Genomic DNA, 22147 nt, shown 5'->3' with positions numbered 1-22147 from the left:
ACGCACGTCACGCACATCGCGCACGGCTGTCATCCCGCTCCCCCGCTCTCGTCTTCCCGTCAGCGGTCGCACATCGGCAGTACGAGAACGGACCGGCCCCGGTCAGCGTTCCGCCCCGCCGTACGGAGCGTACGACGGGGCGGAACGGACCGGACCGGCCGGATCGTTACTTCGCCTCGTTGGCGGCCTTGACCAGCGCGTCCTGCGTCACCGCGCCGACGTACACCGTGCCGTCGTCCGTCATCAGGGCGTTGACCAGACGGGTCTTGAAGACCGTGCCCGAGCCGAACTTCCCGGTGACCTTGTCGCCCAGCGCGTCCAGGAACTGCCGCGCCTCGGCCGGGACATCGCCCGACTTCGCCGCGTCCGCGCCCGCCGCGCCCGCGATGCCCTCGCCTGCGCCGGTCTTCAGCTCGTAGACGGCGTTCCAGCCCTCGCCGATGACCTTCACGTCGCCCTGGTCCTTGGGCCCCTTGGCCTTGTCGTGGCCCTTGGGCAGCTCCGGGGCCCCGTTCTTGCCGGCGCTCCTGTCGCCGCTCTTGTCGCCCTCCTCCGTCACCTTCGCGCCCTTCGGGGGCGTGAATGCGAACGTGGAGGCGGCGGGCTTGGCGAAGTCGACGTCGGTGAAGCCGACATCGACCACGGCCTTGCCACCGCTGCTCGGCGAGAGCGTGAACTTCAGCGGGGTACCGGTCTTCGCGTCGACCGCGACCTTGATCGAGCCGACCGTCGAACCGCTCTGCTTCGGCTTGATGAGCAGCTGGTACGCATCGCGCCCGGCGACCTTCGCCGTACCGTCGACGCTCACGGACGTCGTGTCGCCCGCGGCCTTCAGCGCCTCCTCGGCGAACTCCTTGGGCGTCGCCGGGACGTCCTTCAGGGCGTCCTTCGGAACGTCCTTCTCGCCGCCCTTGGCCGCGCCGTGCTCGGCCGCGTCCTTCGGGGCGGTGGCGTGGTACGCCTCGTTGGAGGCGCTGTCGTACGCCCAGATCTCGCCGCCGTTGTGGATGAGGCTGTACTCGGCGGCGGTGTCGCGGATCGACAGCCGCTGCTTGTCGGGGCCGTCCACCGCGACCCGCAGCGTGTGCGTACCGGAGCTGAGCTCCATCAGCTTGGCGTTGGGGTCCGCGGTGGAGCTGTCGGAGGAACCGCTCGGCCCGCCCTTGCCGCCGGCGAGCGCCCCGCCCGCCAGGTCGCCGAGGCCGGCCAGCGACGGCAGCCCCAGATCGGTGGTGATCTTCACGGAGCCCGAGAGCTGCTCGGTCTCCGACGCGGCGATCTTCTCGATGAGTTGCTGCGCGCTGATCTCCGGCAGTTCGGGGTCGCCGGTCGCGGCGAGTGCCGGGACGAGCCCGATGGTCGCCGCAGCCACCCCCGCCACCGCGACGGGGAGCGCGTAGCGCGCCGCCTTGCGGCGGCCCTCGCGGGGCTCCCTGTCCTCCTCGGTGATCCGTGCGCTGTCGTTCGGTGCCATGTGTGCCCTACCTCCGTGGTCGGCGGCCTTCGGTCTGGTGCACTCGTCCACTCCGCGCCGCCGGTCTCACCCGAATTGGTCAGGAGTGGTGTTGACCATCTGACCAAACGGCCCCGCGATAAGCGTCAGACCCGGGGCGCAACTTCCCGTACTGCTCTGGGATGACATACCGAGGAGATGCTTCCCGCATCCACTAGGGGAAGACAGGATTCCGCCGGTTCGCGCCACATCGGGCCACGCCGTACGTCAGCCCGCCCCTCGCCGGGCAGACGCCTCGTCAGCCCTTCCGGTGGACTCAGCCCGCCCGGTGGACCACGGCGTCGCACAGCTCGATCAGCGCGGACTTCGCGTACCCCTCGGGCAGCGGCGTGAGCGTCGCCCGCGCCTCCTGCGCGTACCGCACCGTGTCCCTGCGCGCCTGCTCCAGGGCCGGATGCGCGCGCAGCAGCCGCAGCGCCTCCGAGAGCCGCGCGTCGTCCGCCAGATCGCCGTCCAGCAGCTCGACCAGCGCGAGGTCGTCGGGCTTGCCGTACGCCTCGGCCTGGGCGCGCAGCAGCAGCACCGGCAGCGTGGGGATGCCCTCGCGCAGATCCGTGCCGGGCATCTTGCCCGACTCGTGCGAGTCACTGGCGATGTCGAGGACGTCGTCCGCGAGCTGGAAGGCGACGCCGAGCCGCTCCCCGTACTGGGTGAGGATGTCGACGACCGACTCGTCCGCGCCGGAGGTCATCGCGCCGAAGCGGCAGGAGACGGCGACCAGCGAACCGGTCTTGCCGCCCATGACATCGAGGTAGTGCTCGACCGGATCGCGTCCGTCGCGCGGTCCCGCGGTCTCCAGGATCTGGCCCGTCACCAGCCGTTCGAACGCCTCGGCCTGGATCCGTACCGCCTCGGGCCCCAGATCGGCCAGGATGTGCGACGCGCGCGCGAAGAGAAAGTCACCCGTGAGGACGGCGACCGAATTGCCCCAGCGCGCGTTGGCGCTGTCCACGCCCCGGCGGACCTCCGCCTCGTCCATCACGTCGTCGTGGTACAGCGTCGCGAGGTGGGTCAGCTCGACGACCACCGCCGCGGGGACGACACCGGGCGCGTACGGATCACCGAACTGTGACGCGAGCATGACCAACAATGGCCGGAAGCGTTTGCCGCCCGCCCGTACCAGGTGCTGGGCCGCCTCCGTGATGAACGGCACGTCGCTCTTGGTGGCATCGAGCAGTCCCGCCTCGACAGCCGCCAACCCGGTCTGGACATCGGCCTCAAGAGCCTGGTCCCGCACGCTCAGCCCGAACGGCCCGACGACGGTCACGAGGGGTACTCCTGTCTGCTGACGATCACACGGATTGTCGATGTGTCGCTGTCTCCACTCAAGTCAGCGTATCCGGTCGCCTTTCGATCACCGTGGGCGCCTTCCCGGACCCGCCGGTATGTTCGGGATCAGCCATACCACCAGGAATAGCGCTTTTGTCCGGAACAACGACCGAACCCCGGGCGAACACGGAGCAGCCACCGTCTGGCGATGATCACGATCGGAGGTGACCGGTATGACCCCCGCCATCCGCACCGACTTCCCGTACGAGACGACCCACACGGACGTACGTATCCCCCTCCCCGACGGCACCCGGCTCTACGCGCGCGTCTGGCGGCCACTCACCGACGAGCCCGTCCCCGCGCTGCTCGAATACCTGCCGTACCGGCTGAGCGACGGGACCGCGCCGCGCGACCGGCAGCGCCACCCCTGGTACGCGGGCCACGGCTACGCCTCCGTACGGGTCGATCTGCGCGGGCACGGCAACAGCGAGGGGCTGCCGGGCGACGAGTACGACGCGACCGAGCTGGCCGACGGGGTCGAGGTGATCAACTGGCTCGCCGCGCAGCCCTGGTGCACCGGCCGCGTGGGGATGTTCGGGATCTCCTGGGGCGGCTTCAACGCCCTCCGGCTCGCCGCCCTCGCGCCGGAGCCGCTGAAGGCGATCGTCACCGTCTGCTCGTCCGACGACCGCTACGACAACGGTGTCCACTACATGGGCGGCTCGGTGCTCGCCGTGGACATGCACGCCTGGGCGGCCACCATGCTGGCCTTCGTCGCCCGGCCGCCGGACCCGGTGTACGCCGGGGAGGGCTGGCGCGAGATGTGGCTGAACCGTCTCGAAGCCGTCGAGCCCCTCCTCCACACCTGGCTGGCCCACCAGACCCGTGACGCGTACTGGCGGCACGGCAGCGTCCGCGAGGACTACGCCGCGATCGGGGCGGCGGTCCTGGCCGTCGGCGGCTGGCACGACCCGTACCGGGACACCGTGCTGCGGCTGGTCGAGCATCTGGACCCGGCGCGGGTACGGGGGCTGATCGGGCCCTGGTCGCACCAGTACCCGGACCGGGGGCTGCCGCCGGGCCCGGCGATCGGCTTCCTCCAGGAGACCCTGCGCTGGTGGGACCAGTGGCTGAAGGACGAGGACACGGGGATCATGGCCGAGCCGCCGCTGCGGAGCTGGATCAGCGCCTCGCACCCGCCCGCGACGGTCTATCCCGAGCTGCCGGGCCGCTGGGCCGGCGAACCTGCCTGGCCCTCGCCGAACGTCACCGTCGTCCCGTACGCCTTCCAGGGCGAGCCGGTGATCGTCGACTCCCCGCAGCAGACGGGGCTGGACGCGGGGCGCTTCTTCCCGTTCGGCGATGACGCCGATCTGCCGCCCGACCAGCGCGACGAGGACGCGAAGTCCGCCTGCTTCGAATTCCCCGTCACCGGCGGGCTGATCGAGATCCTGGGCCGCCCGCGCGTCCGGCTGCGGCTGCGGCTGGACGTCCCGGCGGGACAGGCGATCGCCCGGCTCTGCGATGTCGCGCCGGACGGCTCGTCCACGCTCGTCACGCGCGGTGTCCTCAATCTGTCGGCCAGGAAGGGCCGGGACCGGGCCGTGCCCTGGCCCGAGGGCGCGACCGAGGACGTCACCTTCGAACTGAACTCCATCGGACACACCTTCCCGCCCGGACACCGCGTCCGGCTCGCGGTCTCCTCCGCGTACTGGCCGTGGATCTGGCCGCGCGCCGAGTCGGCGGGCTTCACCCTGGACCCGGTGGGCAGCTCGCTCGAACTCCCGGTCCGTACGGCCGGCCCCGCGACGGAGGCCGTGGACCGGGCGATCGCGTTCGAACCGGCCGAGCAGGCGGAGCCGATGGGTGTGGTCTCGCTGGTGACGCTGGACGCGGAGCGGCCCGAGCGGCTGGTGACCCGGGATGTGGCGCGGGGGCTGTGGCGGCTGGACGTCGATCCGCGCTACGGCGGTACCCGCGTCTATCCGGACGGTCTCGAATTCACCGAGGAAGCGCTGGAGACGTACACGATCCAGGAGAGCGACCCGCTGTCGGCCACCGCGCGCTCGGAGTGGCGGATCCGGCTGCACCGGCCGGAGCCGGCCTGGGACGCCCGGGTCGAGACCCGGTCCGGGATCAGCTGCGATGTGGACGACTTCATCACGTCCGACGAGGTGATCTGCCACGACGGCGCCGAGGTGGTCTTCCACCGGACCTGGGAGAAGCGGATTCCGCGCACGGCGGGATGAGCGCGGGGCTTCCCATGGGGCCCCGCGGGGCTATCGCGGGGCTCGCATGGGGCTCCCATGGGGCTACCGCGGGTACGGTCCGCGAACTACCCGGCACAGGCCGCCCTTTCGGCCCAAGACGGACTTTTTACCACTGCCGCGGCTGGGCAACAGCGACGTAACGTGTCCTGCATCGATCCGGAAAGCGAGGCAGCACCAATGCCCGAGCAGAGCCCGCTCGAACCGGCCGAGGGAGACCCCTTCGGCCCGCACAACCTCCCGTACGGAGTCTTCTCCACCGCCGACGAGCCCGACCGCCGCCGGCTCGGGGTCCGTATCGGCGACCACGTGCTCGACGCGGGAGCGGCGGCATACGCCCTGGGCTCCCCGTACGCCGCACTGCTGGCCAGGCCGAGCCTCAACCCCCTGATGGCGGCGGGCCGTACGGCCTGGCGCGATGTCCGCAGGGCCCTCACCGCATGGGTCACGGTGCCCGCGCACCGCGCGGACATAGAGCCGCTGCTCCATCCGCTCGGCTCGGTCACCCTGCATCTGCCGTACGAGATCGCCGACTATGTCGACTTCTACGCGAGCGAGCACCACGCCACCAACGTGGGCCGGATCTTCCGTCCCGACGGGGACGCGCTGCCCGCCAACTGGAAGCATCTGCCGATCGGTTACCACGGCAGGGCCGGCACGATCGTCGTCTCCGGTACGGACGTGACGCGCCCCTCGGGCCAGCGCAAGGCGCCCACCGACCCGGTGCCGGTCTTCGGCCCCTCCGTGAAGCTGGACATCGAGGCGGAGGTCGGCTTCGTCGTCGGAACGCCCTCGCGGCAGGGCAGTCCGGTGGAGCAGGCGTCCTTCCGTGACCATGTCTTCGGGCTGTCGCTCCTCAACGACTGGTCGGCGCGCGACATCCAGGCATGGGAGTACGTACCGCTCGGCCCGTTCCTCGGGAAGTCCTTCGCCACGTCCGTCTCGGCGTGGGTGACCCCGCTGGAGGCCCTGGACGCGGCCCGGGTGGCGCCCCCGGCCCGCACCGCCGGCCTTCTCCCCTATCTGGACGACGCGGACGCCGAGGAGCCGGGCGGCTTCGATCTGCGGATCTCCGTCTCGCTCAACGGCCAGATCGTCTCGGAGCCGCCGTTCTCCACCATGTACTGGACGGCGGCGCAGCAGCTGAGCCATATGACGGTCAACGGCGCCTCGCTCCGTACGGGCGATCTCTTCGCCTCCGGCACGGTCAGCGGCGCCGCGCGCGAACAGCGCGGCTCTCTGCTCGAACTCACCTGGAACGGCACCGAACCCCTCGAACTCCCCGCCGGCAAGCGGACATTCCTGGAGGACGGCGACGAGGTCACCCTGACCGCCTGGGCCCCGGGCCCGGACGGCACCCGCGTCGGCCTCGGCGAGGTCACGGGCCGTATCGCGCCCGCCTGAACCGGACTGCCCGGCACCCGCGACGGGTGCCGGGCAGCCGGCTCGCTGTGTGACGGCACGCGCTACCGCACGAACCCGCCCGCCTGGCCCGCCAGGTCCAGGAAGTACTGCGGGGCCACGCCCAGGACCAGCGTGACCGCGACGCCGACCGCGATCGCCGTCGTCGTCAGCGCCGAAGGCACCGCGACCGTCGGGCCCTCCGGCTTCGGCTCGCTGAAGAACATCAGCACGATGACCCGGATATAGAAGAACGCGGCGATCGCCGAGGCGATCACACCGATCACGACCAGCACACCCGCGCCGCCGTCCGCCGCCGCCTTGAAGACCGCGAACTTCCCGGAGAAGCCCGAGGTCAGCGGGATACCGGCGAAGGCGAGCAGGAAGACCGCGAAGACCGCGGCCACCAGGGGCGAACGCCGCCCGAGCCCGGCCCACTTGGACAGATGCGTGGCCTCGCCGCCCGCGTCGCGCACCAGCGTGACGACCGCGAACGCGCCGATCGTGACGAAGGAGTACGCCGCCAGATAGAAGAGGACAGACGAGATGCCGTCGCTCGTCCCCGCGATCACACCGGCCAGGATGAAGCCCGCGTGCGCGATCGACGAGTACGCCAGAAGGCGCTTGATGTCGGTCTGGGTGATGGCGACGATCGCGCCGCCCAGCATCGTGACGATGACGACGCCCCACATCACCGGCCGCCAGTCCCAGCGCAGCCCCGGCAGCACGACGTACAGCAGCCGCAGCAGCGCGCCGAAGGCGGCCACCTTGGTCGCCGCGGCCATGAAGCCGGTGACCGGTGTGGGCGCGCCCTGGTAGACGTCCGGGGTCCACATGTGGAACGGCACCGCGCCGACCTTGAAGAGCAGCCCCATCAGCACCATCGCGCCGCCGATCAGCAGCAGCGCGTCATTGCCCATGGTGTCGGCGAGGGCCGGGTCGATGTTCTGGACGGTGCCGTTGACGACCTCCGCGATCCGCGCGTACGAGACGGAGCCCGCGTATCCGTACAGCAGGGCGATCCCGAAGAGCAGGAACGCCGAGGAGAAGGCGCCCAGCAGGAAGTACTTGACCGCCGCCTCCTGCGACATCAGCCGCTTGCGGCGGGCGAGGGCGCACAGCAGGTAGAGCGGGAGCGAGAAGACTTCCAGCGCGATGAAGAGCGTCAGCAGATCGTTGGCCGCCGGGAAGACCAGCATGCCCGCGACGGCGAACAGCGCCAGCGGGAACACCTCGGTGGTGGTGAACCCGGCCTTGACCGCCGCTTTCTCGGAGTCGCTGCCCGGTACGGCCGCGGCCTGCGCCACGAAGGAGTCGACGCGGTTGCCATGGGCCTCCGGGTCGAGCTTGCGCTCGGCGAAGGTGAACACGGCGACGATCGAGGCCAGCAGGATCGTGCCCTGGAGGAAGAGCGCCGGGCCGTCGACCGCGATGGCGCCCATGGCCGCGATGTGCTTCTTGGTCGTGCCGTATCCGCCCGCCGCGAGCCCGACCACCGCCGCGAAGCCGGCGGCCAGGGCGACCACGGAGAGGAACAGCTGTGTGTGGTACCGGCCCCGGCGCGGGACGAACGCCTCGGCCAGGATGCCCAGGACCGCCGCGCCCAGCACGATCAGTACGGGTGACAGCTGTGCGTACTCGATGTTCGGGGCCTGGATCTTGGTGATCCCGTCGGCCGCCGTCGTTGTCCACAGGCTGTGGACGACAGTCGCACTCATGGAGCGGCCTCCACCTCGGGCTTGGGATCGGTCTGCTGGACGTCGGAGAGCGTGTGCTCCACCGCCGGGTTGACGATCTCGGTCAGCGGCTTCGGATAGACGCCCAGGAACAGGAGCAGCGCGATCAGCGGAGTGATGACCACCAGCTCCCGGACGCGCAGATCCGGCATCGTCCTGACCTCGGCCTTCACCGGTCCGGTCATCGTGCGCTGATAGAGCACGAGGACATAGAGCGCGGCGAGCACGATGCCGATGGTGGCGATGATGCCGATCACCGGATACCGGCTGAACGTGCCGACCAGGACCAGGAATTCACTCACGAACGGGGAGAGGCCCGGCAGCGAGAGCGTCGCGAGCCCGCCGATCAGGAACGTCCCGGCGAGAACCGGCGCGACCTTCTGCACCCCGCCGTAGTCCGCGATGAGCCGCGAGCCGCGCCGGGTGATCAGGAAGCCGGCCACCAGCATCAGTGCGGCGGTCGAGATCCCGTGGTTGACCATGTAGAGCGTGGCGCCCGACTGGCCCTGGCTGGTCATCGCGAAGATGCCCATGATGATGAAGCCGAAGTGGGAGATCGACGCGTACGCGATCAGCCGCTTCATGTCCCGCTGGCCGACGGCGAGCAGCGCCCCGTAGACGATGCTGATCAGCGCGAGCACCAGGATCACCGGGGTCGCCCACTTGGACGCCTCCGGGAAGAGCTGGAGGCAGAAGCGCAGCATCGCGAACGTGCCGACCTTGTCGACCACCGCGGTGATCAGTACGGCGACGGGCGCGGTGGCCTCGCCCATGGCGTTGGGCAGCCAGGTGTGCAGCGGCCACAGCGGCGCCTTCACCGCGAAGGCGAAGAAGAAGCCGAGGAAGAGCCACCGCTCGGTGTCGGTCGCGATGGACAGCGAGCCATTGGCCCGCGCCTCGGCGATCTCGGAGAGCGAGAAGCTGCCCGCGACGACATAGAGCCCGATGACGGCGGCCAGCATGATCAGACCGCCGACCAGGTTGTAGAGGAGGAACTTGACGGCCGCGTACGAGCGTTGGGTGGCCGCCGCCTCGTCCCCGCCCGCGTGGGCGCGGTCCCCGAAGCCGCCGATGAGGAAGTACATCGGGATGAGCATGGCTTCGAAGAGGATGTAGAAGAGGAAGACGTCGGTGGCCTCGAAGGAGAGGATCACCATCGCCTCGACCATCAGGATCAGCGCGAAGAAGCCCTGGGTCGGCCGCCAGCGGCGGTTCGGGTTCACCTCTTCCAGCGGGTCGGCGTCATGCCAGCCGGCCAGGATCACAAAGGGGATCAGCAGCGCGGTCAGCGCGAGCAGCGCCACCCCGATGCCGTCCACGCCCAGTTCGTAGCGGACCCCGAAGTCCGAGATCCAGGCGTGCGATTCGGTGAGCTGATAGCGGGCACCACCGGGCTCGAAGCGGACCACCACGACGGCGGCCAGTACGAGCGTCGCGAGCGAGAAGACCAGCGCCAGCCACTTGGCGGCGGTGCGCCGGGCGGCCGGGACGGCCGCCGTGACGATCGCGCCGACCGCGGGCAGCACGGCCGTCGCCGTCAGGAGCGGGAACGACATGTCCGTTACACCGCCCTCATCAGCAGGGTCGCGGCGATGAGCACTGCCGTACCTCCGAACATCGAGACCGCATAGGTGCGGGCGTAGCCGTTCTGCAGCTTGCGCAGCCGGCCGGAGAGCCCGCCGAACGACGCCGCGGTGCCGTTGACCACCCCGTCGACCAGGGTGTGGTCGACATAGACCAGGGAGCGGGTGAGGTGCTCGCCGCCACGGACCAGGACCACATGGTTGAAGTCGTCCTGGAGGAGATCGCGGCGGGCGGCGCGGGTGAGCAGCGAGCCGCGCGGGGCGGTCACCGGCACGGGCTTGCGTCCGTACATGAACCAGGCGACGGCGACGCCGATGACCAGCACGACCACGGTGGCGGTGGTGACGGTGGCCGCGCTGACCGGCGAGTTCCCGTGGGAGTATCCGGTGACGGGCTCCAGCCAGTGCACGAAGCGCTCACCGATGGCGAAGAACCCGCCGGCGAAGACCGAGCCGAAGGCCAGGATGACCATGGGGATGGTCATGGACTTCGGGGACTCGTGCGGTCGCGGCTCGTTTCCGTTCTCGTCCGGCTGCCAGCGCTTCTCGCCGAAGAACGTCATCAGCATCACGCGCGTCATGTAGAACGCGGTGATCGCGGCGCCCAGCAGCGTGACGGCGCCGAGGATCCAGCCCTCCGTACCGCCCTTGGCGAAGGCGGCCTCGATGATCAGGTCCTTGGAGAAGAAGCCGGACAGCCCCGGGAAGCCGATGATCGCCAGATAGCCGAGGCCGAACGTGACGAACGTGACCGGCATGTACTTCCGCAGGCCGCCGTACCTCCGCATGTCGACCTCGTCGTTCATGCCGTGCATGACCGACCCGGCGCCGAGGAAGAGCCCGGCCTTGAAGAAGCCGTGCGTCACCAGGTGCATGATCGCGAAGACATAGCCGATCGGACCGAGGCCCGCCGCCAGGATCATGTAGCCGATCTGCGACATCGTCGAGCCCGCGAGCGCCTTCTTGATGTCGTCCTTCGCGCAACCGACGATCGCACCGAAGAGGAGCGTGACCGCGCCGACCACCACGACCACCAGCTGTGCGTCCGGCGCCGCGTTGAAGATCGCGCCGGAGCGGGTGATCAGATACACGCCGGCGGTCACCATCGTCGCCGCGTGGATCAGGGCCGAGACCGGGGTCGGGCCCTCCATCGCGTCACCGAGCCAGGACTGGAGCGGCACCTGAGCCGACTTGCCGCACGCGGCCAGCAGCAGCATCAGGCCGATCGCCGTGAGCTTGCCCTCCGTCGCGTCGCCCGTGGACGACAGCACGGGGCCGAAGGCGAACGTCCCGAAGGTGGTGAACATCAGCATGATCGCGATCGACAGACCCATGTCGCCGACGCGGTTGACCAGGAACGCCTTCTTGGCGGCCGTGGCCGCGCTGGGCTTGTGCTGCCAGAACCCGATGAGCAGGTACGAGGCGAGTCCGACGCCCTCCCAGCCCATGTACAGCAGCAGGTAGTTGTCGGCGAGGACCAGCAGCAGCATCGCCGCCAGGAACAGGTTCAGATAGCCGAAGAAGCGGCGGCGCCGTTCGTCGTGCTCCATGTACCCGATCGAATAGATATGAATGAGCGTGCCCACGCCCGTGATCAGCAGGACGAAAGTCATCGACAACTGGTCGAGCTGGAAGGCGACGTCCGCCTGGAACCCCTCGACGGGGATCCAGCTGAACAGATGCTGGTGCAGCGAGCGCCCTTCGCCGCTCTTGCCGAGCATGTCGCTGAAGAGCACGACACCGATCACGAAGGACGCGGCGGCCAGCGCTGTGCCGAGCCAGTGGCCCACGCGGTCGAGCCGGCGTCCGCCGCACAGCAGGACCGCCGCTCCGAGCAGAGGCGCCGCGATGAGCAGCGCAATCAAGTTCTCCACGATTCAGCGACCCCTCAGAGCTTCATCAGGCTGGCGTCGTCGACCGAGGCCGAGTGGCGGGAACGGAACAGCGACACGATGATCGCGAGCCCGACCACGACCTCCGCGGCGGCGACGACCATCGTGAAGAAGGCGATGATCTGGCCGTCGAGATTGCCGTGCATCCGGGAGAAGGCGACGAGCGCGAGGTTGCAGGCGTTCAGCATCAGCTCGATGCACATGAACACCACGATCGCGTTCCGCCTGATCAGCACCCCGGCCGCGCCGATGGTGAACAGCAGCGAGGCGAGATAGAGGTAGTTGACCGGATTCATCGCTTGACCTCCTCATCCTCGCGGCCCAGCCGCTCCGACGACCGCTGCTCCAGTGCCTTGAGGTCCGCGATGGCCTCGTTCGACACGTCGCGGATCTGCCCGCGGTCCTTGAGCGTCTTGCTGACCGTCAGCTCGGACGGGGTGCCGTCCGGCAGCAGGCCGGCGATGTCCACCGCGTTGTGCCGGGCGTAGACACCGGGGGCGGGCAGCGGGGGCAGTTGCGTGCCCTTGCGTACGCGCTCCTCGGCCAGCTCCCGCTGGGTCTTGGCCCGTTCGGTGCGCTCCCGGTGCGTGAGCAGCATCGCGCCGACCGACGCGGTGATCAGCAGCGCGCCGGTGATCTCGAAGGCGAACACGTACCGGGTGAAGATGAGGGCGGCCAGCCCCTCGACATTGCCGCCGGCGTTGGCCTGGCCGAGTCCGGTGAAGGTCTTCAGCGAGGCGTTGCCGATCCCGGCGATGAGCAGGATCCCGAAGCCGAGCCCGCAGGCGGCGGCCCACCAACGCTGGCCCTTCAGCGTCTCCTTGAGGGAGTCGGCGGCGGTGACACCGACCAGCATGACCACGAAGAGGAACAGCATCATGATCGCGCCGGTGTAGACCACGATCTGCACCACGCCCAGGAAATACGCCCCGTTGGCGAGATAGAAGACCGCGAGGACGATCATCGTGGCGGCCAGACACAGCGCGCTGTGCACGGCCTTCCTCATCAGGATCGTGCAGAGCGCGCCGATCACGGCGACGGTGCCGAGGATCCAGAACTGGACGGCCTCACCGGTCGAGGTGGTCGTGGCGGCGGAGGTGAAGGAAGGAGCGGAGGTGAAGGAGGAAACAGACGCGACGGACGCGAGGGAGGACGCGGCGAGCAGGCTCATGCACCGACCTCCTCGTCCGTCGGCTTCTCGCCCTTGCTCACCGCGACCTGCCGGACCGTACCCGGCGCGGCCTCGGTGACCAGCCCCCGGTAGTAGTCCTGTTCGTCGGTGCCCGGGAAGATCGAGTGCGGCGTCTCGACCATGCCTTCCTGGAGGCCCGCGAGAAGCTGCTCCTTCGTATAGATCAGGTTCTCGCGGGAGCTGTCGGCCAGCTCGAAGTCATTGGTCATCGTGAGCGCCCTGGTCGGGCAGGCCTCGATGCACAGACCGCACAGGATGCAGCGCGCGTAGTTGATCTGGTAGACGCGGCCGTAGCGCTCCCCCGGGGAGTAGCGCTCCTCGTCCGTATTGTCCGCGCCCTCCACATAGATCGCGTCCGCCGGGCACGCCCAGGCGCACAACTCGCAGCCGATGCACTTCTCCAGCCCGTCCGGATGCCGGTTCAGCTGATGCCGGCCGTGGAAGCGCGGCGCCGTCTCCTTCTGCTGTTCCGGGTACTGCTCGGTCAGCCGCTTCTTGAACATGGCCTTGAAGGTCACGCCGAAGCCGGCCACCGGATTCCGGGGGGGACGCGGGATGTCCCCCGGCGAAGAGTCAGACACTGTCAGCCTCCTTTCCGTCACTCTCGGTACCGTCACTCACAGTATTGCCCCCACCACTGACAATCAGCTCGCGGTCACGTCGTGGCCGCCTGCGCGGTACGGGCGGCAACTCCTGTCCCGGCAGCGGTGGTACGGGGAATCCGCCCGCCATCGGGTCGAAGGCCGGGGGTTCCGGCGCGCTCGCCGCCTCGGCCTTCTCCTTCCTGTCGCGGAAGATGTCCACGACGAAGGAGAGCAGCAGGATCGTGATGACCGCCCCGAGGACGTACAGCACGATCGACTGGAAGCCGTAGTTCTCGTTGCGCAGGGCCCGTACGGTAGCGACGACCATCAGCCAGACCACCGAGACCGGGATCAGGACCTTCCAGCCGAGCTTCATCAGCTGGTCGTAGCGCACGCGCGGCAGCGTGCCGCGCAGCCAGATGAAGAAGAACAGCAGCAGCTGGACCTTGACCACGAACCAGAGCAGCGGCCACCAGCCGTGGTTCGCGCCCTCCCAGAAGGTGGAGATCGGCCACGGAGCGCGCCAGCCGCCGAGGAAGAGCGTGGTCGCGACGGCCGAGACGGTGACCATGTTGACGTACTCGGCGAGCATGAACATCGCGAACTTGATCGATGAGTACTCGGTGTTGAAGCCGCCGACGAGGTCGCCCTCGGACTCCGGCATGTCGAAGGGGGCGCGGTTGGTCTCGCCCACCATCGTGACGATGTAGATGATGAAGGAGACCGGCAGCAGGATGATGAACCAGCGGTCGGCCTGGGCCTCCACGATCGCCGAGGTCGACATCGACCCCGAGTAGAGGAACACCGACGCGAACGCGGCGCCCATGGCGATCTCGTACGAGATCATCTGCGCGCACGAGCGGAGCCCGCCGAGCAGCGGATACGTCGATCCCGAGGACCAGCCCGCGAGGACGATGCCGTAGATACCGACCGAGGCGACCGCGAGGACGTAGAGCATTGCGATCGGCAGGTCGGTCAGCTGCATCGTGGTGCGGTGGCCGAAGATCGAGACCTCGTTGCCGGCCGGGCCGAACGGGATCACGGCGATCGCCATGAAGGCCGGCACCGCCGCGATGATCGGCGCGAGGACATAGACCACCTTGTCCGCGCGCTTGACGATGATGTCTTCCTTGAACATCAGCTTGGCGCCGTCGGCGAGGGACTGGAGCATGCCCCAGGGTCCGTGCCGGTTGGGGCCGATGCGCAGCTGCATCCAGGCGACGACCTTGCGCTCCCACACGATGGAGAAGAGCACGGTCAGCAGCAGGAACGCGAAGCAGAACACGGCCTTGATGACCACGAGCCACCACGGGTCGCGGCCGAACAGCGACAGGTCCTCGGCGGCGAGGACGGTCCCCGGGGCCGCCGCGAGCTGGGCGAGGGCGGTCATGCGCGCACCTCCGGTGCTTCCGTGGCCGCGTCCCTTGCCTCGGCCGGGCCGATACGGACGAGCGTGCCGGGGCGGGAGCCGGTGTCCGCGAGGACCCCGCCGCCCGTCGAGTTGAGCGGCAGCCAGACCACCCGGTCCGGCATCTCCGTGACCTGGAGCGGGAGCGTGACCGTGCCCAGCGGGCCGGTGACGGACAGCTCGTCGCCGTTCTTGACGCCCGTCTCGGCGGCCGTCACGGCGGAGAGCCGGGCGACCGCCGCGTGCCGGGTGCCGGCCAGCGCGTCGTCGCCCTCCTGGAGACGGCCGAGGTCCAGCAGGAGCCGGTGGCCCGCGAGGACCGCCTCGCCGTCGCCGGGACGGGGAACCGGACGGGAGGTTTCCAGCGGCTCGGTGGCGCGCGGTCCCTCCCAGCGGCCGAGCCGGTCCAGTTCGGTGCGTACGGCCCGCAGGTCCGGCAGTCCGAAGTCGACGGGCACGTCGGCGCCTTCGGCCGCGGCGAGCGTGTCGGCCAGCATGTGCAGCACGCGCGCGTCGGTCGGGGACAGCCGCCGGGTCATCTGCTCCGGCTTCAGCGCGGCCTCGAACAGCCGCGCCCTGCCCTCCCAGTTGAGGAACGTGCCGGACTTCTCCGCGACGGCGGCGACCGGGAAGACCACATCGGCCCGCTCGGTGACCTCGCTCGGCCGCAGCTCCAGCGAGACGAGGAAGCCGATGGCGTCCAGCGCGGCCCGCGCGCCCGCCGGGTCGGGCAGATCCGCGACCTCGACACCCGCGACGACCAGGGCGGCCAGCTCGCCGGTGGCGGCGGCCTCGACGATCTGGCCGGTGTCGCGCCCGTAGTGGTGCGGCAGTTCGCGTACGCCCCAGACGGCCGCGGTCTCCTCACGGGCCCGCGGGTCGGTGGCGGGACGGCCGCCGGGCAGCAGCGACGGGAGCGCGCCCGCCTCCACCGCGCCGCGCTCGCCGGCCCGCCGGGGGATCCACACCAGCTTCGCGCCGGTCGCGGTGGCGGCCCGCGCGGCGGCGGTGAGCCCGCCGGGGACGGCCGCGAGCCGCTCGCCGACGACGATCACGGCGCCCGGCTCGCGCAGCGCCTGGGAGGCCCGCTCACCGTCCCCTTCGAGTCCGGCGCTGACCGGGTTGGCGGCCAGCGCGTCCAGCCACTCGGTCTCGGTGCCGGGTGCGGCGGGCAGCAGCGTGCCGCCGGCCTTCTCCAGACCGCGGGTGGCGTAGGCGGCGAGCGAGAACGTGCGCTGGCCGTGGTTGCGGTGCGCCTTGCGCAGCCGCAGGAAGACGCCGGGCGCCTCCTCCTCGGACTCGAAGCCCGCGAGCAGCACCGCCGGGGCCTTCTCCAGCGTGGTGTACGTGAGCCCCGTACCGTCCAGATCGCGGCCGTGGCCGGCGACATGGGCGGCCAGGAAGTCGGCTTCCTCGGTGCTGTGCACGCGCGCGCGGAAGTCGATGTCGTTGGTGTCGAGGACGACCCGGGCGAACTTGGCGTAGGCGTAGGCGTCCTCAACGGTGAGCCGGCCACCGGCCAGCACACCCGCCCGGCCGCGCGCGGCGCTCAGCCCGCGGGCCGCGGCCTCCAGTGCCTCGGGCCAGCTCGCCGGTTCGAGGACGCCGTCCTCGTTGCGTACGAGCGGGGTGGTGAGCCGGTCCGGCTTCTGCGCGTAGCGAAAGCCGAACCGCCCCTTGTCGCACAGCCATTCCTCGTTGACCTCGGGGTCGTTGGCGGCCAGCCGCCGCATGACCTTGCCGCGCCGGTGGTCGGTCCTGGTGGCGCAGCCGCCCGCGCAGTGCTCGCAGACGCTCGGCGAGGACACCAGGTCGAACGGGCGGGAGCGGAAGCGGTACGCGGCCGAGGTCAGCGCCCCGACCGGGCAGATCTGGATGGTGTTCCCGGAGAAGTACGACTCGAACGGGTCGCCCTCGCCGGTACCGACCTGCTGGAGCGCGCCCCGCTCGATCAGCTCGATCATCGGGTCGCCCGCGATCTGGTTGGAGAACCGCGTACAGCGCGCGCACAGCACGCACCGCTCGCGGTCCAGCAGCACCTGGGTGGAGATCGGGACGGGCTTCTGGAACGTGCGCTTCTTGCCCTCGAAGCGGGTGTCCGGGTCGCCGACCTGCATGGCCTGGTTCTGGAGCGGGCACTCACCGCCCTTGTCGCAGACCGGGCAGTCCAGCGGGTGGTTGATGAGCAGCAGCTCCATCACCCCGCGCTGGGCCTTCTCGGCGACCGGGGAGGTCAGCTGAGACTTGACGACCATGCCGTCGGTGCAGGTGATGGTGCAGGAGGCCATCGGCTTGCGCTGGCCCTCCACCTCGACGATGCACTGGCGGCAGGCGCCGGCCGGGTCGAGGAGCGGATGGTCGCAGAAGCGCGGGATCTCGATGCCGAGCAGTTCGGCGGCGCGGATCACCAGGGTCCCCTTGGGGACGGAGATCTCGATGCCGTCGATGGTCAGCGAGACGAGATCCTCGGGCGGGACCGCCGCGTCGCCGCCGCCGGAGGGAGCGCTTGTCGTCACGGTCATGCGTTCACCTCCAGGTGCGGGTTCCGGTCTGCCCAGACGGTGGACTTCGCGGGGTCGAAGGGGCAGCCCTTGCCGGTGATGTGCTGCTCGTACTCCTCGCGGAAGTACTGGAGCGAGGAGAAGATCGGGGACGCGGCGCCGTCACCGAGCGCGCAGAAGGACTTGCCGTTGATGTTGTCGGCGATGTCGTTGAGCTTGTCGAGGTCGGACAGCTGTCCCTTGCCGTCCTCGATGTCGCGGAGCAACTGCACCAGCCAGTACGTGCCTTCGCGGCAGGGCGTGCACTTGCCGCAGGACTCGTGCGCGTAGAACTCGGTCCAGCGCGTGACGGCCCGTACGACGCAGGTGGTCTCGTCGAAGCACTGGAGCGCTTTCGTGCCGAGCATGGAGCCGGCCGCGCCGACCCCCTCGTAGTCCAGCGGGACATCGAGGTGCTCGTCCGTGAGGATCGGGGTCGAAGAGCCGCCCGGGGTCCAGAACTTGAGCCGGTGGCCCGCCCGCATGCCGCCGCTCATGTCGAGCAGCTGCCGCAGCGTGACGCCGAGCGGGGCCTCGTACTGGCCGGGGCCCGCGACATGGCCGCTGAGCGAGTAGAGCGTGAAGCCCGGGGACTTCTCGCTGCCCATCGACTTGAACCAGTCCTTGCCGCGGTTGAGGATCGCGGGAACGGACGCGATGGACTCGACGTTGTTCACCACGGTGGGGCAGGCGTAGAGGCCCGCCACCGCCGGGAAGGGAGGACGCAGCCGGGGCTGTCCGCGACGGCCCTCCAGGGAGTCGAGCAGCGCGGTCTCCTCCCCGCAGATGTACGCGCCCGCGCCCGCGTGCACGACCACATCGAGGTCGAGCCCGCTGCCCAGGATGTTCTTGCCGAGATACCCCGCCGCGTAGGCCTCGCGCACGGCCTCGTGCACCCTGCGCAGTACGGGGACGACCTCGCCGCGCAGATAGATGAACGCGTGCTGCGAGCGGATCGCGTAACAGGCGATCACGATCCCCTCGATGAGGGAGTGCGGATTGGCGAAGAGGAGCGGGATGTCCTTGCAGGTGCCCGGCTCCGACTCGTCCGCGTTGACGACGAGGTAGTGCGGCTTGCCGTCGCCCTGCGGGATGAACTGCCACTTCATCCCGGTGGGGAAGCCCGCGCCGCCGCGGCCGCGCAGGCCCGAGTCCTTGACGTACGCGATGACGTCGTCGGGCGGCATGGCGAGAGCCTTCTTGAGACCCTCGTACCCTTCGTGCCGCTCGTAGGTCTCCAGCGTCCAGGACTCCGGCTGGTCCCAGAAGGCGGACAGGACGGGCGCGAGGATCTTCTCGGGGCTGGTCCCGTTCTCATTGAGCGCGGCGGCCAACGTCATCACTTCCCCTCCTCGGCTGCGTCGGACTGCGTGTCGTCCTGGGGATGCGCGCCGTCCCGGGGCCGCACCACCCGCTGGGGTGCCTCGCCCTTGGCCAGCCGCAGGCCGGCCAGCGACGCGGGACCGGCGCCGCCGGTGGCCTCGACGGCGCCGGGGCGCTCGTCGGGGAAGCCGGCCAGGATGCGCGCGGTCTCCTTGTAGGTGCACAGGGGGGCGCCGCGGGTGGGCCGGACGGTCTGGCCTTCGCGCAGGTCGTCGACGAGCCGCTTGGCGCTGTCCGGCGTCTGGTTGTCGAAGAACTCCCAGTTCACCATCACGACGGGCGCGAAGTCGCAGGCCGCGTTGCACTCGATGTGTTCGAGGGTGACCTTGCCGTCCTCGGTCGTCTCGTTGTTGCCGACGCCGAGGTGCTCCTTCAGCGCGTCGAAGATGGCGTCGCCGCCCATCACCGCGCAGAGCGTGTTGGTGCAGACCCCGACCTGGTAGTCGCCGCCCTGCTTGCGGCGGTACATGGAGTAGAAGGTCGCGACGGCCGTGACCTCGGCGGTGGTCAGTTCGAGCAGCTCCGCGCAGAAGGCCATCCCCGTGCGGGAGACGTACCCCTCCTCGGACTGCACGAGGTGCAGCAGCGGAAGCAGCGCGGACCGGGAGCCGGGGTAGCGGCCGATGATCTCCTTGGCGTCGGCTTCCAGCCTGGCGCGCACATCGGCCGGGTAGTCGGGAGCGGGGAGCTGTGGCATCCCCAGGCTCACCCCCGCGTTGGGCGGTGTGGTGGTCACCGGTCGACGCCTCCCATCACGGGGTCGATGGACGCGACGGCGACGATGACGTCGGCGACCTGGCCGCCCTCGCACATCGCCGCCATGGCCTGGAGATTGGTGAAGGACGGGTCGCGGAAGTGGACCCGGTACGGGCGCGTGCCGCCGTCGGAGACGACATGCGCGGCCAGCTCGCCCTTGGGCGACTCCACGGCGGCGTACGCCTGCCCCGGCGGGACCCGGAAGCCCTCCGTCACCAGCTTGAAGTGATGGATCAGAGCCTCCATGGACGTGCCCATGATGTTCTTGATGTGGTCGAGCGAATTGCCCAGACCGTCAGGGCCGAGCGCGAGCTGCGCGGGCCAGGCGATCTTCTTGTCGGCGACCATCACCGGGCCCGGCTCCAGCCGGTCCAGGCACTGTTCGACGATCCGCAGCGACTGGCGCATCTCCTCAAGACGGATGAGGAAGCGGCCGTACGCGTCGCAGGTGTCGGCGGTCGGCACCTCGAAGTCGAAGGTCTCGTAACCGCAGTACGGGTCGCTCCTGCGCAGATCGTGCGGGAGCCCGGCGGAGCGCAGGATCGGTCCTGTGGCGCCCAGCGCCATGCAGCCGGTCAGATCGAGATAGCCGACGTCCTGCATACGGGCCTTGAAGATCGGGTTGCCGGTGGCGAGCTTGTCGTACTCCGGCAGGTTCTTCCGCAGCGTCTTCAGCAGCTCGCGCAGCTGGTCGACGGCGCCCGGGGGCAGGTCCTGGGCGAGTCCGCCGGGGCGGATGAACGCGTGGTTCATGCGCAGGCCGGTGATCAGCTCGTAGGCATCGAGAATCAGTTCACGATCACGGAATCCGTAGATCATGATCGTTGTCGCGCCCAGCTCCATACCGCCGGTGGCGATACAGACGAGGTGCGAGGAGAGCCGGTTCAGCTCCATCAGCAGGACGCGGATGAGCGTGGCCCGGTCCGGGACGGCGTCCTCGATGCCGAGCAGCTTCTCCACGCCCAGGCAGTACGCCGTCTCGTTGAAGAACGACGTCAGGTAATCCATGCGCGTGACGAAGGTGGTGCCCTGCGTCCAGTTGCGGAATTCGAGGTTCTTCTCGATACCGGTGTGCAGATAGCCGATGCCGCAGCGGGCCTCGGTGACGGTCTCGCCCTCGATCTCCAGGATCAGCCGCAGCACTCCGTGGGTGGAGGGGTGCTGGGGACCCATGTTGACGACGATCCGCTCGTCGTCGGCCTTGGCGGCGGACTGGACGACCTCGTCCCAGTCACCGCCGGTGACCGTGTAGACGGTGCCCTCGGTGGTCTCGCGAGGAGTGGCCTGCGGCGCCTGGGGGGCGTGGGGTGCGTGGGATGCAGACATCAGGAGTACGACCTCCGCTGGTCCGGAGCCGGGATCTGGGCGCCCTTGTACTCGACGGCGATCCCGCCGAGCGGATAGTCCTTGCGCTGCGGGAAGCCCTGCCAGTCGTCCGGCATCATGATCCGGGTCAGGGCGGGGTGGCCGTCGAAGATCAGCCCGAAGAAGTCGTACGTCTCGCGCTCGTGCCAGTCGTTGGTCGGATACAGCTCGACCAGGGACGGCACATGCGGGTCGGCGTCCGGCGCGGAGACCTCAAGACGGATCAGCCGGCCGTGGGTGAGCGAGCGCAGGTGGTAGACGGCGTGCAGCTCGCGGCCCTTGTCGCCGGGGAAGTGGACGCCGGAGACCCCCGTACAGAGCTCGAAGCGCAGCGCCGGGTCGTCGCGCAGGGTGCGCGCCACCTGGACGAGATGCTCGCGGGCGATGTGGAAGGTGAGTTCGCCGCGGTCGACGACCGTCTTCTCGATGGCGTTCTCCGGGACGAGTCCCTGCTCCTCCAGCGCCCCTTCGAGTTCGTCGGCGATCTCGTCGAAGGACCCGCCGGGGCCGCCGTACGGCCGCGCGGAGGGGCCCGGCAGCAGCACGGTCCTGACGAGCCCGCCGTAGCCGGAGGTGTCGCCGCCGTTGTTGGCGCCGAACATGCCCTTCTGTACGCGGATGGGCTCGCCGCTGTCCTCGCGCGCGGACGGAACGTTGTTTCCGGAGGTCCGCCCTCCGGTTCCCTGGTCGGTCACCGCAGCAGCCCCTTCATCTCGATCGTCGGGAGCGCCTTGAGGGCCGCTTCCTCCGCCTCACGGGCCGCCTCCTCCGCGTTGACCCCGAGCTTGGAGCTCTGGATCTTCTGGTGGAGCTTGAGGATGGCGTCCATCAGCATCTCGGGGCGTGGTGGGCAGCCGGGCAAATAGATGTCGACAGGGACAATATGATCCACACCCTGGACAATCGCGTAATTATTGAACATTCCGCCCGATGATGCGCAAACCCCCATGGAGATCACCCACTTGGGGTTCGGCATCTGGTCATAGACCTGCCGCAGAACCGGCGCCATCTTCTGGCTCACCCGCCCGGCCACGATCATCAGATCGGCCTGGCGCGGCGAACCGCGGAAGACCTCCATGCCGAACCGCGCCAGGTCGTACCGACCGGCGCCGGTCGTCATCATCTCGATGGCGCAGCAGGCGAGGCCGAAGGTCGCGGGGAAGACGGATGACTTCCGCACCCAGCCCGAGGCCTGTTCGACGGTGGTCAGCAGAAAACCGCTCGGCAGCTTCTCTTCGAGTCCCATTGGTGGCCCCTC

17 protein-coding genes are annotated in these 22147 nt (G+C 69.6%); 2 read left to right on the top strand and 15 right to left on the bottom strand.

The window, feature by feature from the left end; genetic code table 11:
* Positions 1–166 precede the first annotated feature (166 nt).
* Both ACFRKB_RS07430 and ACFRKB_RS07425 read right to left on the bottom strand, forming a co-directional pair.
* On the bottom strand, positions 167–1474 hold the full coding sequence (locus ACFRKB_RS07430; RefSeq protein ID WP_383104106.1) for a LolA family protein: 1308 nt from the start codon (positions 1472–1474) through the stop codon (positions 167–169).
* A 295-nt stretch (positions 1475–1769) separates the two neighbouring features.
* Positions 1770–2780, bottom strand: a complete 1011-nt coding sequence (locus ACFRKB_RS07425) for a polyprenyl synthetase family protein (RefSeq protein ID WP_383104104.1) — start codon at positions 2778–2780, stop codon at positions 1770–1772.
* Between the two features lie 235 nt (positions 2781–3015).
* On the opposite strand from ACFRKB_RS07425, the gene ACFRKB_RS07420 reads away from it, so the two are divergent.
* Together ACFRKB_RS07420 and fahA are read left to right on the top strand one after the other, a co-directional pair.
* On the top strand, positions 3016–5031 hold the full coding sequence (locus ACFRKB_RS07420) for a CocE/NonD family hydrolase (RefSeq protein ID WP_383104102.1): 2016 nt from the start codon (positions 3016–3018) through the stop codon (positions 5029–5031).
* A gap of 198 nt (positions 5032–5229) precedes the next feature.
* On the top strand, positions 5230–6453 hold the full coding sequence (gene fahA, locus ACFRKB_RS07415; RefSeq protein WP_383104100.1) for a fumarylacetoacetase: 1224 nt from the start codon (positions 5230–5232) through the stop codon (positions 6451–6453).
* A gap of 62 nt (positions 6454–6515) precedes the next feature.
* On the opposite strand, the gene nuoN is transcribed toward fahA, so the two are convergent.
* Genes nuoN through ACFRKB_RS07350 form a run of 13 tightly spaced genes read right to left on the bottom strand, consistent with a single transcriptional unit; the run spans position 6516 to position 22135 of the window.
* Complete coding sequence (gene nuoN / locus ACFRKB_RS07410) at positions 6516–8168, bottom strand: NADH-quinone oxidoreductase subunit NuoN (protein WP_383104099.1); 1653 nt, start codon at positions 8166–8168, stop codon at positions 6516–6518.
* A complete protein-coding gene (locus ACFRKB_RS07405; RefSeq protein ID WP_383104097.1) occupies positions 8165–9742 on the bottom strand; it encodes an NADH-quinone oxidoreductase subunit M in 1578 nt (525 codons plus the stop codon). The genes nuoN and ACFRKB_RS07405 overlap by 4 nt, the downstream gene beginning before the upstream one ends.
* 5 nt (positions 9743–9747) lie before the next feature.
* Positions 9748–11643 carry an NADH-quinone oxidoreductase subunit L gene (nuoL, locus tag ACFRKB_RS07400; RefSeq protein WP_383104095.1) on the bottom strand — a complete coding sequence of 632 codons (1896 nt, stop codon included), beginning with the start codon at positions 11641–11643 and terminating at the stop codon, positions 9748–9750.
* A gap of 14 nt (positions 11644–11657) precedes the next feature.
* The gene (gene nuoK, locus ACFRKB_RS07395) at positions 11658–11957 is read right to left on the bottom strand and encodes an NADH-quinone oxidoreductase subunit NuoK (protein WP_365977471.1); all 300 of its coding nucleotides are present in this window, start codon (positions 11955–11957) and stop codon (positions 11658–11660) included.
* Positions 11954–12832, bottom strand: coding sequence for an NADH-quinone oxidoreductase subunit J (locus ACFRKB_RS07390; protein WP_383104093.1), 879 nt, complete (start codon positions 12830–12832; stop codon positions 11954–11956). Before ACFRKB_RS07390 ends, nuoK begins: the two co-directional genes overlap by 4 nt.
* Complete coding sequence (nuoI, locus tag ACFRKB_RS07385) at positions 12829–13434, bottom strand: NADH-quinone oxidoreductase subunit NuoI (RefSeq protein WP_351396659.1); 606 nt, start codon at positions 13432–13434, stop codon at positions 12829–12831. The genes ACFRKB_RS07390 and nuoI overlap by 4 nt, the downstream gene beginning before the upstream one ends.
* Complete coding sequence (nuoH, locus tag ACFRKB_RS07380; RefSeq protein ID WP_383104091.1) at positions 13427–14827, bottom strand: NADH-quinone oxidoreductase subunit NuoH; 1401 nt, start codon at positions 14825–14827, stop codon at positions 13427–13429. The genes nuoI and nuoH overlap by 8 nt, the downstream gene beginning before the upstream one ends.
* Complete coding sequence (locus ACFRKB_RS07375) at positions 14824–17367, bottom strand: NADH-quinone oxidoreductase subunit G (protein ID WP_383104090.1); 2544 nt, start codon at positions 17365–17367, stop codon at positions 14824–14826. Before ACFRKB_RS07375 ends, nuoH begins: the two co-directional genes overlap by 4 nt.
* Complete coding sequence (nuoF, locus tag ACFRKB_RS07370) at positions 17364–18725, bottom strand: NADH-quinone oxidoreductase subunit NuoF (RefSeq protein ID WP_383104088.1); 1362 nt, start codon at positions 18723–18725, stop codon at positions 17364–17366. The genes ACFRKB_RS07375 and nuoF overlap by 4 nt, the downstream gene beginning before the upstream one ends.
* Complete coding sequence (gene nuoE, locus ACFRKB_RS07365) at positions 18725–19504, bottom strand: NADH-quinone oxidoreductase subunit NuoE (RefSeq protein WP_383104086.1); 780 nt, start codon at positions 19502–19504, stop codon at positions 18725–18727. The genes nuoF and nuoE overlap by 1 nt, the downstream gene beginning before the upstream one ends.
* Positions 19501–20850 (bottom strand): NADH-quinone oxidoreductase subunit D, encoded by a 1350-nt coding sequence (locus tag ACFRKB_RS07360; RefSeq protein ID WP_383104084.1) that lies wholly within the window; start codon positions 20848–20850, stop codon positions 19501–19503. Before ACFRKB_RS07360 ends, nuoE begins: the two co-directional genes overlap by 4 nt.
* Positions 20850–21584, bottom strand: coding sequence for an NADH-quinone oxidoreductase subunit C (locus tag ACFRKB_RS07355; RefSeq protein ID WP_383104083.1), 735 nt, complete (start codon positions 21582–21584; stop codon positions 20850–20852). Before ACFRKB_RS07355 ends, ACFRKB_RS07360 begins: the two co-directional genes overlap by 1 nt.
* The gene (locus ACFRKB_RS07350) at positions 21581–22135 is read right to left on the bottom strand and encodes a NuoB/complex I 20 kDa subunit family protein (RefSeq protein ID WP_046505025.1); all 555 of its coding nucleotides are present in this window, start codon (positions 22133–22135) and stop codon (positions 21581–21583) included. Before ACFRKB_RS07350 ends, ACFRKB_RS07355 begins: the two co-directional genes overlap by 4 nt.
* Between the last annotated feature and the right edge of the window lie 12 nt (positions 22136–22147).

The organism is Streptomyces scopuliridis, from assembly GCF_042790125.1.
Lineage (GTDB): Bacteria > Actinomycetota > Actinomycetes > Streptomycetales > Streptomycetaceae > Streptomyces > Streptomyces scopuliridis_A.
Note: the sequence above shows the minus strand (reverse complement) of the source record. Positions and strands in the feature narration are given on the sequence as shown.

Excerpts from the sequence above, each read along its gene's own strand:
- ACFRKB_RS07430 (WP_383104106.1), bottom strand. The coding sequence starts at position 1,474 with ATGGCACCGAACGACAGCGCACGGATCACCGAGGAGGACAGGGAGCCC.
- ACFRKB_RS07420 (WP_383104102.1), top strand. The coding sequence starts at position 3,016 with ATGACCCCCGCCATCCGCACCGACTTCCCGTACGAGACGACCCACACG.
- fahA (WP_383104100.1), top strand. The coding sequence starts at position 5,230 with ATGCCCGAGCAGAGCCCGCTCGAACCGGCCGAGGGAGACCCCTTCGGC.
- nuoN (WP_383104099.1), bottom strand. The coding sequence starts at position 8,168 with ATGAGTGCGACTGTCGTCCACAGCCTGTGGACAACGACGGCGGCCGAC.
- ACFRKB_RS07405 (WP_383104097.1), bottom strand. The coding sequence starts at position 9,742 with ATGTCGTTCCCGCTCCTGACGGCGACGGCCGTGCTGCCCGCGGTCGGC.
- nuoK (WP_365977471.1), bottom strand. The coding sequence starts at position 11,957 with ATGAATCCGGTCAACTACCTCTATCTCGCCTCGCTGCTGTTCACCATC.
- ACFRKB_RS07390 (WP_383104093.1), bottom strand. The coding sequence starts at position 12,832 with ATGAGCCTGCTCGCCGCGTCCTCCCTCGCGTCCGTCGCGTCTGTTTCC.
- nuoH (WP_383104091.1), bottom strand. The coding sequence starts at position 14,827 with ATGACCGCCCTCGCCCAGCTCGCGGCGGCCCCGGGGACCGTCCTCGCC.
- ACFRKB_RS07375 (WP_383104090.1), bottom strand. The coding sequence starts at position 17,367 with ATGACCGTGACGACAAGCGCTCCCTCCGGCGGCGGCGACGCGGCGGTC.
- nuoF (WP_383104088.1), bottom strand. The coding sequence starts at position 18,725 with ATGACGTTGGCCGCCGCGCTCAATGAGAACGGGACCAGCCCCGAGAAG.
- ACFRKB_RS07360 (WP_383104084.1), bottom strand. The coding sequence starts at position 20,850 with ATGTCTGCATCCCACGCACCCCACGCCCCCCAGGCGCCGCAGGCCACT.
- ACFRKB_RS07350 (WP_046505025.1), bottom strand. The coding sequence starts at position 22,135 with ATGGGACTCGAAGAGAAGCTGCCGAGCGGTTTTCTGCTGACCACCGTC.